The following is a 15,729-nucleotide window of genomic DNA, read 5'->3' on the forward strand; positions in this document are numbered from 1 at the left end:
TGTTGCAGATAGGTTGCAGATCAAAGTATCTGCAACACAGTATAAGCCTTGCAAAGCCAATTCTCCATGGGTGCAAAAGTTTATTATATACATTAACTTCCCGTTTCCAGGCGGGGAACTGTCGTTTCCGGCATTAGAAATTACAGTTTCCACGGCAGGAAACGAGAGTTTCTAAGGCGGGACACTACAGTTTCTACGTAAGGATACTGTCGTTTCCCCGTAGAGACACCACAATTTCTCCATAGGGTCACCCCAATTATCCCATAGCTTTGCACAAAGGAAGCAAGGCTTTTTCTTTGATTATATAACGTGTTGCAGATACTTTATCTGCAACCTATCTGCCACAGGTATCTGCAACGTTACAACTATCTATTGACTAGTGTATTACACGCGTTTCGTTGCAGGTGGCAGATGTTTTTATGTTTTTCAACTTTATAGTAGGAAAAAATTTCATTCATTTCCGTACCTTTATGAGTCTTTTTATCCATAAATAATATCCAGTCAGTGGTAGTGCAGCCCCCAATAAGGCAGCAATAAAGGTAAGTATGCGAGTAAACATTCCTCCCCAGTTACCAACATGCACAGAATAAATCCAACCACGAATCTTTCCCGACTTGTCTTGATGTTGATAAAGACTTGTTTCTGTAAATTCACCATTATCCGTATTGAAAGAATAACGGTCAGATGCCCGCTGATTCCCGAAACGGTTGAAAGACACGCTTGCCGTACCAGAAGAAATACTGATTTGCTTATACTCCGGATTCTGACGTCTTAGTTTATCATAAATCTCCTGCCAATAAACGAATGGTGAAGTTACCGAGTACATATCACTGTGATTGTTTTCCGGACGTCTGCTTCTTTCACCCTTTCGAACCTCATTTCCTTCTCTTTTCTTTTCCCGATGGGCTGCCAGTTTGGTATCCCTCTTTTGAGCATCACTTTTCTGTTCATGTCCTTGGGCGGCACGTTGCTGTACTTCCACCCCGAAGACCTTATAGAAAGCTGTCCGATACCACGGAAAAGACCAGGTCAATCCCGTCAGTGCCATAGCCAGTAGAAAGATCAGAGCATACATTCCACCTGCCACATGCAAGTCATACCAAAACCTTCTCCAACCTTTTGTTGCTGTTATTTTCAGGCTATTCTTCAATGCTTTACGTGTACGCGGCCACCAAATGACAATTCCCGAAATCAGTACAAAAACAAGTAAAAGCGTACTGACACCTACAATCATTTTGCCCCAAAAGATCCCTTCATTTCCCGGATTCATACTATCCAGCAGCCAGCGATGCATTCGGAACATAAACATAAAAAAGCCGCTACGCTCACTTTTTCCTTTTACTTCGCCCGTATACTGGTCTACATACAAAGATGCACGACGTGGTTTGGAAAGACTAACCTGATACGCACGTCCGGGATCAGAAGATATGCTGACACCGGTCACCGATACACTGTCAGGCAATGTCGTTGCCACTTTTTCAAGCAGCTTATCCATAGAAAGAGGAGACTCCTTTACCGTTTCTACGTAGTAAAGATCGCGTCGAAACCACTCATTCACCTCATTTTCAAATACCAGCATGGCACCGGAGAAGCAGACAAGAGTTATTATCAGTCCGAAAGGGACGGAAAGCCACAAATGTATCTTTCTGAATATTTTTTTCATGTTTTCAATCCTATTTCTTGAAAAAGCCTGCAAAGCTTTCCGCTCGGCAGGCTTTTATATACAAAAGATTCTCTATTTAACCGACTGTATTATTTTGAAAGATATTCCATCTTACCTACCGTAGTGATAGCGTCAGCTTCTACCGTCAAACCTTTGACTGCCTTGCCTGTTTTTGCGTCTATTTTATAGAAGGCCGGTTTCTCGCCCGTAGTCACAGTGACAGCCATATAAGCATACCCTTTTTCTCCATAAGGCTCGCCACCAAACTTTCCGTCAGCCGGCAGACCTGTAACAGGCATAATCGTCTGATCTTCCGCCTTGAAAACAGCTAATTCGCTGACATCTGCACTTGTACCGCCATTAATCATATCTTCCGCTCCCTTTTTATACAATTGAAGCAGGAAGTAATCTTCAGAGATGTGCCAGCAACGGAAAATAGGGTGTTTTGTGCCTATCTCTTCAAAGTTCACATAGTAATCCGGATCGAAATCTGTTGCGCCTGCTTTGATACGCATTGCGCCCGAAGGCTTCTGTCCTGTTACCTTCTTCAAATCTGAAGATGAAACTGCCGTACGTCCATATCCGGGAGAGAACACATAGACGTCACCATTATCAGCAGCCCAAATGGTCTGATAATATTGTGAACGCATACGACCGCATGCATAGCCTATTTTATCAGTCTTGGCAATCACCGGAGTCTCATTGAAGTTCGTGCCACTATAAATTGCCACGTAAGCATTATCCGGGTATTGTGTAGAAGGAATAACACCGGCTGTATATGCACCGCTGCCGCTACCACCGTCAGTCTTAGTCACAAGTTCCTGATCTGTCACAGCTTCCGGCCATTTTTTAATACCGTACTTACTCATTCCCATTGGGATGACAGACGTATAAATCTTATTGTTAGCTTCAACCAGACCTGCCCATGAAACTTTTTCACCATTACCCAAGTAATTTTCGGCAAGCAAGGTACCCTCTTCCTGACTGCCGTCGGTTGCATCCAGATAGTTGAACAACAATGCTTGAGCCACATTCTGATCCTCATCCGTTATTTTCGAGTCCCCGGTGGAAACAGTCACCACTTTATCCCCCCAGGTTCCATAAGACGTGATACGATTATAAGTGTATGTGTACTTTTCTTTCATTTTACCATCTGCACCCAGATAATAGGAAGCTCCTGTACCTGCGCCACCTTTATTATAAACTAAAGCAAACACATAATCCAATCCTTTATATACCCAATAGGTACCGCCAATCACTTCAGTTCCATTCCCTTGAGTCGACACTGTTCCTTCATCCAAAGAATTGGCTACTACCAAATAACTTGCTTCACCAGTTGTGGCAGCCACCACATAAGCCGTTTCTCCATCAATCGGAGGGTTATCCACCGAATTATTATCATCGTCGCAAGATGCCACAAACACACCGCTACTCAAACAAAAAGCTACAGCAAAAGCCTGTAATAAAAACTTCTTCATATATTCTTTATTATTGATTGATACTAAAAACTTACTCTTATTATTTACCGAAAAACACTCTGAACTTTCCATAGAATGCGCGCCCCGCTTTTTGCAGGCTAAAATTGTCAAACAGTTGGGCATCGGTGAAATTCCGACATTCAAATGATACATTATAACGTCCATTCTTCATGGTGTAGGACAAAGACAGATTATGAGAAAACTGTTCCGGCACCATATTCTTTGAATCTTTATCTCCGAGATTTTCCCAATAAAGAGGAAAATCGTGCTGCCAGTAGCTATCATAGCCGATGCTCAACACATTTCCTTTGACAAACAGGTCATTCCAATAAAAATTTGCATTGATATTAGCATAACGATAGGGCAGATTCGGCATACGCACCTTATAGTGCATGCTTTCCTGCAAAGAAGAACCCGCCAGAAACTTTTCGTAATCACGAGTATCGATGCTATTGAATGTTCCTCCTATATCAAACCAATGCGAGAAGCTATAAAGCAATGACAAATTATACCCTTTGGTCCTTACGTGACCGTGGTTCTCATAATATCCGTAGCTTGTTCCTCCCAATACGTCCAGTCCTCTTTTTATGTAATCTTTCGTATCCCGATATATCAAACCGGCCTCGGCATACAATCCATGCTTGCCAAACTGATGATTATAGCTGAAACTCAAATTGACATTATCACTTTTCTCCGGTTTCAGATTCATTTTGCCAGCTTCAAGGTCTTCATCTCCAAAGAGTTCGTCCGTGGTCGGCAGGCGGAAAGCCTTTTCGTACGAAAGTTTCACCTGAAGATCTTTCCATATAAAATAGGTACCTGCCGCTCCATATCCAAGAGCGCTTGCCGTATTGGACAGATTGATATAATTGCCTATTCCATCCGTATTCTGCGATACCGGTCCCTTGTTGTATTGCCGGTAATATTTGGCAAATGCCGACACATTCCATCTGTCCGACGGCATCAGACGGTAAGAAAGCCCGCTGACGTTTTTACGGGTGATTTTAGGAATAGAAAAGTCCGTGAATTTGGAAGAAGCACCGATGGTAGAGCGGCTCGTACGTTCAAAATCACTGATTACATGACTGAAAGTAAACGTATGCGCCTGTCCGATATGATAATTCATCTTCAGCGTCCCATTCCAGTTTTTATTTTTAGATTCACTGTTCTGGTAAGACTGTTCTCCCCGGCTACCTTTTTCATAAAAATCTCCACGCCAGTTGTAAGCCCGCGAAGCGGTATCGACATTATTGGTGATATTATGATTGTAATTGGCAGTCAACAGCAGATCCAGGTTTTTCACCAATAAGTTCTTTTTGTAATATTCTAAAGAAGGGACCAACGAATGTCCTTTGCGGAATTTTTCACCGAACACGACATCTTGATAAACGCCTGTTTGTATCTCTTTATAGAAATGAGAATAATTGAAACTCAACGCCAAACGATCTGCCCATTTCTTTCCTACCAGGCCGATTTTTCCAATCACGGCTTCATTATGATACTGGTCATTAAAACGTTTCAGATGATAAATCTTATTTTTGTCAAGTGGCGGAAAACGTACGCTTCCATCTTCTTTAATCTCAAATTCGCGTACATAAGTGTCTACATAATAATCATTATCCGAGAAATTCTGAAAAGCATTGACCTCATACATAAAACCATTCTTGAACGTTTGTCCGAAGCGCACGTATGATTTATGAGTATTAAATGACCCGTAAGAATAGGAAGCGTCCATAAACCACTTTCCGGGTTGCTTGTTGGTGACAATATTAACCACTCCCCCAATAGCATCGGTTCCGAATCCTACAGGAACTACTCCTTTATAGACTTCTATACGGTCGGCAAAATTAATAGGAACATTGTTCAAATCGAATGCGGCACCGGCTCCCTCCTGTGGTATGCCGTCAATGAAGATTTTCACATGTTTCCCGCTAAAGCCATCGATATACAATTGCATATCCGACCCCACTCCACCTGATTCGCGGAGTTTTACACCGGGCACTTTAGTCAGTGCACCTGCCAAAGTCTGCGTACTATTATGCAATTTCTTCGCATCAATGGCTACCGCATTAAAAGCAGACTGATTCACACGACCGACTCCGGATGTCGTGACCAGCACCTCTCCCAGTTCTTTTACCGCCGGTGCGATAGTGACGTTTACTTTTATTCTTTCTCCCTTGGCTAATTTAACTTTCTTTTCTACCGTTTGATAACCGATAGCCGAAACGACAAGTGTATATTCACCGGCTGTAGTTTTCAAATGATATATACCTTTTTCATCTGTATAGCATCCTTGGTTGGTTCCTTTCAGATAAACTGTCGCAAAATCCACCACTTCTTTCTCCGTGGACATTACTCTACCCGAAATTAAACTATTACGGTGACGCCCATGTTGTGAATATACGGATACGGAAAACAAGAATGCCAGAAAAACCAAAAAATATTTATTGCTCATCTCCTTTTTACCTTTTTACTTTATACCTTTTCATTGCTCTAAAAGCGATGCAAAGGTAAGCAGAAAGAGGGATGCCAAACAATCCCTATCTATTGGTAAAAATAAGACAACAAAAATGAGATATATAGATATGTACAATACCTATATATAAGTAAATACTGGATAATTTAAATAAAAAAAGAAAAGAAAACCTACTTCAGCCAACTCGCCAACGCACGTTCCGTTACCTCCCACAACTGCTCTTTTTGCACATGATTCGTGTATTTATCAGACAAGTTTTTCCGGTGGTTATTGACATACAGTTGTCCTGTCACACCGGCTTCCTTTTCGTCCAACAGTAAACCGATTGCCGTAGAAGCCCCTTTCTTGGGTTTACGGATAAAAGGACGGAAAAAAATATCCGTTAACGGATCGAACCACTTGTGCATAGTGATGATATCAGTAGAAACAATTCCCGGATCGGCAGCATTGACGGTAATCCCCTTCTCTCGAAGTTGCTCGGAAAGCTCGAAAGTAAACAATAATAAAGCCAACTTCGTGTTACTGTAAACAGGAATCCGCCAAAACGTTCCCGTTTTCCCTCTATGAAAGAAATCTGGGAAGTCGAGCTTGCCGATTGCGTATGTACAGGAAACCATATTTACGATACGCGCTCCACGCACCATCAACGGAATTAATTTCCGGGTAAGCAGATAAGGTCCCATGTAGTTCACACTTACTGTTCGTTCGAATCCTTCGGAAGTAGTATGAAAACCTGTCTCCATCGTTCCGGCATTATTCATTAACAAAGAGATGGGAAGATTCCTTTCTAAGATCTGACTGGCAAAAGCAACTACGGATTGCATAGAAGATAAATCGATAGCTATTACTTCCAAATCCGGGTTTCCAATTTCCTTGCTCAAACGTTCACGAACAACCTCCGCTTTCTTCGGATGATAACAAGCCATTATGATTCGATAACCGGCTTTGGCTACGGCACGTGTTATTTCTGTTCCCATTCCTCCGTCCGCACCGGTGATGATTGCCCATTTCATTTCACTCATTTTTTCTCCAGTTTATCAATCTCCTTTTGTAAAGAGGAAGGTAATTGTTCTTTCAAATGTTGATGACAAGCCATTTCTATCGTATACATACGTCCTATGCAATAATTACTGTGTCCACAGTTGCAGCGTGCTTGTTCCTCCTGTTTCATCCGGTTCACGAATCCCGGTTCGTTCAGTAATGCTCTCGCCATCTGCACGGCATCAAAACCGGAATCGAGCACTTCATCTATTTTCTGACGGGAAACAAGACCACCGACATAAATCAACGGCGCATCCGGAAGAGCCGCACGGAATTTCAGTGCATCTTCAAGGAAATAGGCCTCTTTGAAGGGCACAGAGGGGATCATCCATTTGCCAAACATACGGACTCCGTATTTCAGCCACCAACAATTCATATAGTAAGACATCGAACGAATCGGCATGGCACCTCTCATTACATACATCGGCGCTTTGCTGACAAAACCACCACTCAACACCAATCCATGAGCGCCAAGTTCCAACAGTCGTTTAGCCACTTGTATGGATTCGTCAATCTCCATTCCTCCTTTGAAACCGTCGCGCATATTCATTTTTACGAAAACTGCCATATCACTGCCTGCCGCTTTCATCACTTCTTCCATCACCATATCCATAAAACGCATCCGGTTTTCGAGCGAACCGCCATATTCATCTTTCCGATGATTGGTGTAGGGAGACAGGAATTGACTAATCAAATAGCCGTGCCCCGCATGTACTTCAACGGCGTCAAATCCGGCTTTCCTCGCCAGATTGACTGCATTTCCATACGCTTTCGCCATTTCCGGCAGCTCCTCTTTTTCCATTCCACGCACAAACGTAGGAGAATAGAGGTTGAAGCCTGAAGATGCGGATATAGGAGTGACACCACATATATTTTTATGGGACATATTTCCACAATGCCCGATTTGTATACCTACTGCGGCACCTTCATCGTGCACGGCTTTTGTCAGTTCGTGTAAACGGGGAATAATGGACGGACGCAACCACAACTGACGGTCGAAAGAAAGTCCGCTTTGTGTCACGGCAGCATAAGCCACTGTTGTCATACCCACTCCCCCCGCAGCTACCGACCGATGGTAATCCAGCAACATCTGCGTGGGAGTATTCTCCGGACACATGCTCTCAAAAGCTGCCGAACGGATTGTTCGATTCCGCAGCGTCAAAGGACCAAAGGTGACCGGGCTAAAAAGTTTAGATTCCATAGTAGTTGATATTTTATTTAAGTCATACGTAAGTCGTGATGAAAAGCGCCCCTAATAAAGAAAAGGGAACACTCGTTTCCGTTCTCCCACTGCGTCTCCGAATTCTTCGCGGTAACGGCACCAAATAGCGTTGGCACGGGGAACAAGGTTAGCAATCGTCCACCAAAGGAAGACCAGACCGGAAAGTGAACAAGTGAGTATCGCCCAACCTGCCCATTCTACTATCTCACCGAAATAGTTGGCGGAAGTGACATAACGGTACATTCCTTTTTGAGGCAGATAATGCCGGGTGTCTCCCGGTTTGCGCAAATGACGGATGATATAATCCGACTGCCAGTTCAACAGCATACCTGCGAAAAAGAGCAGTGTGCCGATAATAAACCACGGTGAAGTGAACCAACCGGATTGATACATCGTTTCGGGAGCAAGATAGAAAATCCATTTTCCTTGCATATAACCATTCAGCAGATTAAAAAGAACTCCCATCGACATGATTGCCAGCGGCATCTTACTTTTTCCTTTCAATAGCAAAGGGAAGATGAAAGCACGCTGAAAATAGTGAATCTGAAAGAAGAGGAAGAAAGTGAAAATCACCGGCTCGAACCGACGTTCGGAATAGATCCACATCACGCACATCACCACGAAAACCGGAGCTTCCATCAATATCCAGGCTAGTTTATTGGAGATAGCTACTCCCCACGATGCTGTGCGGAAAATACCATATCCGGCTTTCACAAAGTAAAGGGCGATAAAAACAAACAAAGCAATCAGGCTCATCACCCCCAGAAACAGATTAAAAGTATCTATACTCATACCGATCTATTTTGTAACACGCAAAAATAACAAAAATGAGATAAATGACGATACAAAAAATAGAAAGAATCTGAAGTACATTCTTTTACGAACATAAAAAAGGAGAAAATGTAAAATTTCCCGGATGCGCTTCTGAAATGATCGGGCACACATCCGGGATTACTTATCTATTTAATAAAAGGATTTGTTCTTATCAGCGTTTCTTAATTGGGATATAAGCCAAATCATCAAGTACATTTTTATAAGCCGGGCGGATAATCCGTTTACCGTCGAAGGTTAATTCTTCATTGCGGTGTGCACACCAGCCTACGATACGCGCCATGGCAAACAGTGGAGTGAAGATTTCCTGCGGCAAACCGATCATTTCATACACGAAGCCCGAATAAAAGTCGATATTGCTGGACACTGTCTTTCCGTTGTTTTTAACCCGTCCGAAAGTAGCGATGGCACGTTCTTCCAGCAGTTCAAGAAAAGCAAATTCGCTTTCTCTGCCTTTTTCACGGGCAAGGTCGCGAGCCAGTTCTTTCAATAGAAGAGCACGAGGGTCGGAGATGGTATAAACGGCATGTCCGATACCATAGATCAATCCGGTTTTGTTATACACTTCTTTGTTCAACATTCGGGTGTAATAAGTGTCTATCTCATCTACACTTGTCCAGTCTTTAATATTTTCCTTCAGGTGCTGAAACATGTCGGCAACCTGAATATTGGCACCTCCGTGAAGCGGGCCTTTCAGCGAACCGATACCGGCGGCGATGGCCGAATAAGTATCTGTTCCGGTAGAAGAAGTAACGCGAACGGTGAAAGTGGAGTTATTACCACCACCGTGCTCTGCCTGAAGAATCAATAACAAATCGAGGGTACGTGCATCCAGTTCGGTATAGTCTTTTTTCAGCATATACAGGAAATTCTCGGCAATAGAGAGCTTTTCCTGCGGATGGCGGATATGCAGAGAACGTCCGAAAGTAGCATGACGAAGCATATTATAAGCATAAGCGATGATAGTGGGGAACTTTGAAATCAGTTCAATACTCTGACGCATCAGGTTATCCCGGGAGGTATCATCCGCATTTGCGTCAAAACGATACATTTCCAATACGCTGCGTGAAAGAATATTCATGATGTTGTTTCCTTCCAACTCGATGATGTTCATTTTCGTTTTCTGTTCCAACGGCATATTGTCATTAATCAACTCACGGAAAGAAAGCAATTCTTCTTTATCCGGCAGACGTCCGGAAAGCAATAGGTAAGCCACTTCTTCGAAGCCAAAGCGTTTCTCTTTGATTATAGCGTGAGAAATATCTTCTACATCATAACCGCGATAGAACAGTTTTCCCGGTATGGGTTTCAGTCCCCCCCCCGGAACACGTTCATATCCTACTACATTACCGATTCTGGTTAAACCTACCAATACACCTGTGCCGTCTTCATTACGCAATCCGCGCTTCACATCAAACTTGGAGAACAATTCTGTATCAATCCGGGTAGCTTCCTTCATTTCCTCGGAAAGCTTGTAAATCAAGTACTCTTTTTTCATCTTTCTTCGTTTTTTATTCGTTACTTTTGTTTTTCAATTCTTTCCACGATCTCACGAGTGAAAGCGGAAGTAGAGAGGGAGGTTCCATTCGGCATAAAACGGGCTAAATCGTGTGTAGCACGAGCGTCCAAGAAGCTTTGTTCCAAGGCTTTCTCTATCAGAGCAGCCGCTTCTTTCCAGTCAAAATATTCGAGCATCATTACTGCCGAAAGGATAATAGAACAAGGGTTCACCACATCTTTTCCCGCAATATTGGGGGCTGTTCCGTGAGTCGCTTCAAAGATGGCATGACCTGTCTGGTAGTTGATGTTTGCTCCCGGAGCGATGCCGATACCGCCTACCATGGCCGCCAGTTGGTCGGAAACGTAGTCTCCATTGAGGTTTAAGGTGGCTATTACGGAATATTCTTCGGGAATCAGGAGTGTATTTTGTAAGAAAGCATCTGCAATGCAATCTTTTATCACCAGTCTGCCATCTGCCAAAGCATCGCCAAATTCACGTTGCGCCAGTTCGTAGCCCCATTTTTTGAAACCACCTTCGGTAAACTTCATGATATTCCCTTTATGCACCAGTGTTACGGAAGGCAAATGATGGTCGAGCGCATACTGGCAGGCAGCACGTACAAGACGCTCCGTGCCCTCACGTGATACAGGTTTCACACCGAAAGAAGAGGTTTCCGGGAAACGGACTTTTGTCACGCCCATTTCGTCTTTCAAGAATTGATAGAACTTTTCAGCTTCCGGAGTTCCGGCTTCCCATTCGATACCTGCATAAATATCTTCCGTATTTTCACGGAACACACACATATTCACTTTCTCCGGTGATTTGACAGGCGACTGTACTCCCTGATACCAACGAACCGGACGAAGACAGACGTATAAATCAAGTGTCTGACGCAGTGCTACGTTCAACGAACGGATTCCACCTCCGACAGGAGTTGTCAACGGACCTTTGATTCCTACCAGGTATTCCTGAAAGGTTTCCATTGTTTCATCCGGCAACCAGGAACCAGTCGCGTTGAAGGCACGTTCTCCCGCCAACACTTCTTTCCATTCGATCCGACGTTTGCCGCCGTATGCTTTCCGGATAGCTGCGTCCACTACGGCTTGCATGGCAGGAGTTACTTCGGCTCCTACTCCATCGCCGGTAATATAAGGTACGGTAGGCACATCGGGTACCAACAGCGTACCATCTGTTTGCATGGTTATTTTGCTCATTTTTTATCTTGTATTTAAGGCAGAACCGGCACGGAACCAAGCTATCTGCTGTTCATTATAGGTATGTTGCACTTCAAAACTTTCTTTCGTTCCGTCTTCGTGATGAAGAATAATCGTCAGATTGCGCCCCGGTGCGAAATGGACTAAGCCTGATACGGACAAAAGATCGTGTTCCCGAATCTTGTCATAGTCTACTTTATCTACAAAAGTAAGAGCAAGCATTCCTTGTTTTTTCAGATTTGTTTCGTGGATACGGGCAAAACTCTTAGCCAAAATGACACGTACATTGAGGAAGCGTGGTTCCATGGCTGCATGTTCACGGCTGGAACCTTCTCCATAATTCTCTTCGGCAACAACAATAGACGGAATACCTTCGGATTTATACATCTTTGCCGTACCGGAAACTGTTCCATAAGTATTTGTCGAACGATTCCAAACACTATTCGTTTCACCATTGAAAGCATTGACAGCTCCCATCAGCATATTGTCGGAAATATTCTCCAAATGTCCCCGGAAGCGGAGCCATGGACCTGCCATAGAGATATGGTCGGTAGTACATTTTCCCTGTGCTTTAATCAATAAAGGCATGTTCAGCAAGTCCTGTCCGTCCCATGCCGGGAAAGGAGTCAGAAGCTGGAGACGTTGGGAATCCGGTTTTACCCTGATTTCCGTTTTTGCTCCGTGGGGGGCAATATATCCCTCATTTCCCTGTTCAAAACCTTTCAAAGGAAGTTCATCTCCTACAGGCTCGGAGAGTTTCACTTTTTCTCCGTTATGATTCACCAGTCTGTCTTTCAACGGGTTGAAACAGAGATCACCGGCTATTGTTAACGCCATCGTTAGTTCCGGAGAAGCTACAAACGCGTATGTGTTGGGATTACCGTCAGCGCGTTTGGCAAAATTACGATTGAAAGAGGTGACGATTGAGTTTTTTCGTGTCGGATCGTCCGTCTGACGTTTCCACTGACCGATACAAGGTCCACAAGCATTTGCCATAATCGTGGCTCCCAACCGTTCAAAAGCTTCAATCATACCGTCTCTTTCGGCAGTAGCCCGGATTTGCTCCGAACCCGGATTGACGATCAGCGGAGAAGCGACGCTCAAATTCTTTTCTGTCACCTGCTTTGCCAGAGAAGCTGCACGGCTCAAATCCTGATAAGAAGAATTGGTACATGAACCTATCAAGCCCACCTCCATTTTACGAGGGTAGCCGTTCAATAACACTTTTTCTGCAAATTCAGAGATAGGAGTAGCGGCATCCGGTGTAAACGGCCCGTTTATATAAGGTTCGAGTTCTGACAAGTCAATTTCAATCACACGGTCGTAATAGTTGGATGGTTCGTCGGTCACAATGTCGTCTGCACGAAGGTCTGCACCAACAGATTCAGCCCAATCGACTACACAATCTCTTCCGGTAGCTCTCAAATAAGTAGCCATGCGTCCGTCAAACGGGAATAAAGAGGTAGTAGCTCCAACTTCGGCACCCATATTGCAAATGGTAGCTTTCCCGGTAGCAGAAAGGGATTCGGTTCCGGGACCAAAATATTCGATAATAGCATTCGTTCCTCCTTTTACGGTAAGGATGCCGGCCAGTTTCAGAATCACGTCTTTCGGAGAGGTCCAACCGCTTAGTTTTCCGGTCAGACGGACACCGATAATCTTCGGCATTTTCAGCTCCCATTCCATTCCTGTCATCACATCCACGGCATCCGCACCACCAACACCGATAGCCACCATGCCCAGTCCGCCTGCATTAGGCGTATGAGAGTCTGTTCCCACCATCATACCGCCGGGGAAAGCATAGTTTTCGAGCACTACCTGATGGATAATTCCTGCTCCCGGTTTCCAGAAGCCGATACCATAACGGGAAGATACATCACGGAGGAAGTCGTATACTTCTTCATTGGTTAGTCTTGCCGTAGCAATATCCGCCTTTGCACCTTTATACGCCTGTATCAAGTGATCGCAATGCACTGTTGAAGGCACAGCCACCTGATCCTTACCTGCATTCATAAATTGAAGCAATGCCATCTGCGCAGTTGCATCCTGCATAGCCACACGGTCGGGACGGAAATTCACATAATCCTCCCCCCGTTTGTAATCTTTCAAATCGGCTACATCATACAGATGAGCATACAAAATCTTCTCGGCCAACGTCAAAGGGCGTTTCAGTATAGCCCGTACGTGTTCTACCTTTCCTTTATAAGCAGCGTAGAAAGCTTCTAACATAGTCACATCATATACCATATTGCTTTTTGTTTTTTTAGTCTATCTATTAAAATAACGAACGACGTTCGAGTAATGTTTAACAAAATGAAATATTTTTTCTACCCGGAACGAAGATTTGTTACCTTTGCGCCTATTATGAGTAATAATCCGAAAAGTCCCATTATAGACCTTCAGCAGCAGCAACTCCTCCTGCGGATGGAGTATGAATATGAGAAGGAAGAATTTAAGCGGCAGACCGAAACAATGGGCGTTGCCCGTAAAGTGAAGCGCGGTCTCTGCTGGTATCCTGTCTCTCTTGGCCGAAGTTACTACAATTCGCTGAATCAGCTTGTAATAGATATTACACGGACCGAAAATAAAGAAATAGAGCATTCCTTTGAGTTCGGCCGTCCTGTTTGCTTTTTCCACCAGTCATTCGAAGGAAAAGTGAAGTATATGGATTTCATCGCTACCGTCAGCTTTGCCGACGAAGAACGAATGGTCGTTGTACTCCCCGGAGCGGGAGCTTTAGCGGAACTGCAAACTGACGGTATACTGGGGGTACAACTTTATTTTGACGAAACATCGTACCGGGCCATGTTCGAGGCACTGGAAGACACGATACGCGCCAAAGACAACCGCCTGGCGGAACTGCGCGACATTTTGTTGGGTACCCAAAAACCGGGATTCCGCGAATTATATCCTGTCCGCTTTCCATGGCTGAACAGTACACAGGAAACAGCAGTCAACAAGGTGCTATGTACGCGTGACGTATCTATTGTTCACGGTCCTCCGGGAACCGGAAAGACAACGACTCTTGTCGAAGCGATTTACGAAACGTTACACCGGGAACCACAAGTGCTTGTCTGTGCACAAAGCAACACGGCTGTCGACTGGATTTGTGAGAAACTGGTAGACCGGGGAGTACCCGTGCTCCGCATTGGAAATCCGACCCGAGTCAACGACAAAATGCTTTCATCCACCTACGAACGCCGGTTTGAAAGTCATCCTGCCTATCCGGAGCTTTGGGGAATCCGTAAATCTATCCGCGAAATGGGTAGCCGGATGCGCCGGGGTAGTTATTCTGAACGGGAAGGAATGCGTAATCGCATGAGTCGTCTCCGCGACCGTGCCACGGAGTTGGAAATACAAATCAATGCCGATCTTTTCGACAGTGCCCGTGTGATTGCTTCTACCCTAGTCAGCAGCAACCACCGCCTGCTCAACGGACGTCGTTTTTCGACTTTATTCATCGACGAAGCTGCACAAGCCCTCGAAGCTGCCTGCTGGATCGCTATCCGCAAAGCAGACCGGGTCATCCTTGCAGGAGATCATTGTCAGCTTCCGCCGACTATCAAATGTATAGAAGCTTCCCGTGGAGGATTGGATCATACATTAATGGAAAAAGTCGTTCAACAAAAACCTTCCGCGGTCTCTCTATTAAAAGTACAGTACAGAATGCATGAAACCATCATGCAGTTTCCCTCCGACTGGTTTTATCACGGAGAACTGGAAGCTGCTCCGGAAGTACGCTATCGGGGGATTCTTGATTTCGACACTCCCATGAACTGGATCGATACTTCAGAGATGGACTTTCACGAAGATTTTGTAGGAGAAAGCTTCGGACGCATCAATAAGCAGGAAGCCAACCTACTACTGCAAGAACTGGAAACTTACATCGAACGTATCGGCAAAGAGCGAATACTGGATGAAAGAATTGATTTCGGTCTGATTTCGCCATACAAGGCACAAGTGCAATATTTGAGAGGAAAAATAAAAGGAAGCAGCTTTTTACGCCCTTTCCGCAGCCTCATCACCGTGAATACGGTAGACGGCTTTCAGGGACAGGAGCGAGACGTTATTTTCATCAGTCTCGTACGTGCCAACGAGGACGGACAAATCGGGTTTCTAAATGACTTGCGAAGAATGAATGTAGCGATTACGCGGGCACGAATGAAACTTGTTATATTAGGAGATACCTCCACCCTTGCCAAGCATCCTTTCTATAAAAGGTTGATGTTATTCATTAAAAAGGAGGATTAAATACTTAATCCTCCTTTTAACAAAGCACACTTTCTCCCGAAACCACACTTTT

The 15,729-nt window shown here is 44.4% G+C and carries 10 protein-coding genes; 1 reads left to right on the forward strand and 9 read right to left on the reverse strand.

Annotated elements, in window-relative coordinates; genetic code table 11:
• Positions 1–454 precede the first annotated feature (454 nt).
• From DW173_RS05060 to DW173_RS05100, 9 genes are all read right to left on the reverse strand, one after another.
• The gene (locus DW173_RS05060) at positions 455–1,663 is read right to left on the reverse strand and encodes a PepSY-associated TM helix domain-containing protein (protein WP_120143948.1); all 1,209 of its coding nucleotides are present in this window, start codon (positions 1,661–1,663) and stop codon (positions 455–457) included.
• An 89-nt stretch (positions 1,664–1,752) separates the two neighbouring features.
• On the reverse strand, positions 1,753–3,141 hold the full coding sequence (locus tag DW173_RS05065; RefSeq protein ID WP_049702344.1) for a DUF4374 domain-containing protein: 1,389 nt from the start codon (positions 3,139–3,141) through the stop codon (positions 1,753–1,755).
• Positions 3,142–3,181: 40 nt separating this feature from the next.
• Complete coding sequence (locus DW173_RS05070) at positions 3,182–5,596, reverse strand: TonB-dependent receptor (RefSeq protein WP_120143950.1); 2,415 nt, start codon at positions 5,594–5,596, stop codon at positions 3,182–3,184.
• A 191-nt stretch (positions 5,597–5,787) separates the two neighbouring features.
• Positions 5,788–6,639 (reverse strand): SDR family oxidoreductase, encoded by an 852-nt coding sequence (locus tag DW173_RS05075; protein WP_008770745.1) that lies wholly within the window; start codon positions 6,637–6,639, stop codon positions 5,788–5,790.
• Entirely contained in the window at positions 6,636–7,859 is a 1,224-nt protein-coding gene (locus DW173_RS05080; RefSeq protein ID WP_004315786.1) for an NADH:flavin oxidoreductase, read from the reverse strand. Before DW173_RS05080 ends, DW173_RS05075 begins: the two co-directional genes overlap by 4 nt.
• A gap of 51 nt (positions 7,860–7,910) precedes the next feature.
• Positions 7,911–8,672 (reverse strand): DUF1295 domain-containing protein, encoded by a 762-nt coding sequence (locus tag DW173_RS05085; RefSeq protein ID WP_087320508.1) that lies wholly within the window; start codon positions 8,670–8,672, stop codon positions 7,911–7,913.
• Positions 8,673–8,865: 193 nt separating this feature from the next.
• Positions 8,866–10,209 carry a citrate/2-methylcitrate synthase gene (locus DW173_RS05090; protein WP_004299485.1) on the reverse strand — a complete coding sequence of 448 codons (1,344 nt, stop codon included), beginning with the start codon at positions 10,207–10,209 and terminating at the stop codon, positions 8,866–8,868.
• Between the two features lie 20 nt (positions 10,210–10,229).
• Positions 10,230–11,426, reverse strand: a complete 1,197-nt coding sequence (gene icd / locus DW173_RS05095; RefSeq protein WP_008650282.1) for an NADP-dependent isocitrate dehydrogenase — start codon at positions 11,424–11,426, stop codon at positions 10,230–10,232.
• A 3-nt stretch (positions 11,427–11,429) separates the two neighbouring features.
• Positions 11,430–13,673 (reverse strand): aconitate hydratase, encoded by a 2,244-nt coding sequence (locus DW173_RS05100; protein ID WP_008024798.1) that lies wholly within the window; start codon positions 13,671–13,673, stop codon positions 11,430–11,432.
• Between the two features lie 66 nt (positions 13,674–13,739).
• On the opposite strand from DW173_RS05100, the gene DW173_RS05105 reads away from it, so the two are divergent.
• Positions 13,740–15,677 carry an AAA domain-containing protein gene (locus DW173_RS05105; protein WP_055236385.1) on the forward strand — a complete coding sequence of 646 codons (1,938 nt, stop codon included), beginning with the start codon at positions 13,740–13,742 and terminating at the stop codon, positions 15,675–15,677.
• Positions 15,678–15,729: the final 52 nt, after the last annotated feature.

Source organism: Bacteroides sp. AM16-13 (genome assembly GCF_003602705.1).
In the GTDB taxonomy this organism is placed as follows: Bacteria; Bacteroidota; Bacteroidia; order Bacteroidales; family Bacteroidaceae; genus Bacteroides; species Bacteroides xylanisolvens.

Excerpts from the sequence above, each read along its gene's own strand:
- DW173_RS05080 (WP_004315786.1), bottom strand. The coding sequence starts at position 7,859 with ATGGAATCTAAACTTTTTAGCCCGGTCACCTTTGGTCCTTTGACGCTG.
- DW173_RS05060 (WP_120143948.1), bottom strand. The coding sequence starts at position 1,663 with ATGAAAAAAATATTCAGAAAGATACATTTGTGGCTTTCCGTCCCTTTC.
- icd (WP_008650282.1), bottom strand. The coding sequence starts at position 11,426 with ATGAGCAAAATAACCATGCAAACAGATGGTACGCTGTTGGTACCCGAT.
- DW173_RS05070 (WP_120143950.1), bottom strand. The coding sequence starts at position 5,596 with ATGAGCAATAAATATTTTTTGGTTTTTCTGGCATTCTTGTTTTCCGTA.
- DW173_RS05100 (WP_008024798.1), bottom strand. The coding sequence starts at position 13,673 with ATGGTATATGATGTGACTATGTTAGAAGCTTTCTACGCTGCTTATAAA.
- DW173_RS05075 (WP_008770745.1), bottom strand. The coding sequence starts at position 6,639 with ATGAGTGAAATGAAATGGGCAATCATCACCGGTGCGGACGGAGGAATG.
- DW173_RS05065 (WP_049702344.1), bottom strand. The coding sequence starts at position 3,141 with ATGAAGAAGTTTTTATTACAGGCTTTTGCTGTAGCTTTTTGTTTGAGT.
- DW173_RS05090 (WP_004299485.1), bottom strand. The coding sequence starts at position 10,209 with ATGAAAAAAGAGTACTTGATTTACAAGCTTTCCGAGGAAATGAAGGAA.
- DW173_RS05105 (WP_055236385.1), top strand. The coding sequence starts at position 13,740 with ATGAAATATTTTTTCTACCCGGAACGAAGATTTGTTACCTTTGCGCCT.
- DW173_RS05085 (WP_087320508.1), bottom strand. The coding sequence starts at position 8,672 with ATGAGTATAGATACTTTTAATCTGTTTCTGGGGGTGATGAGCCTGATT.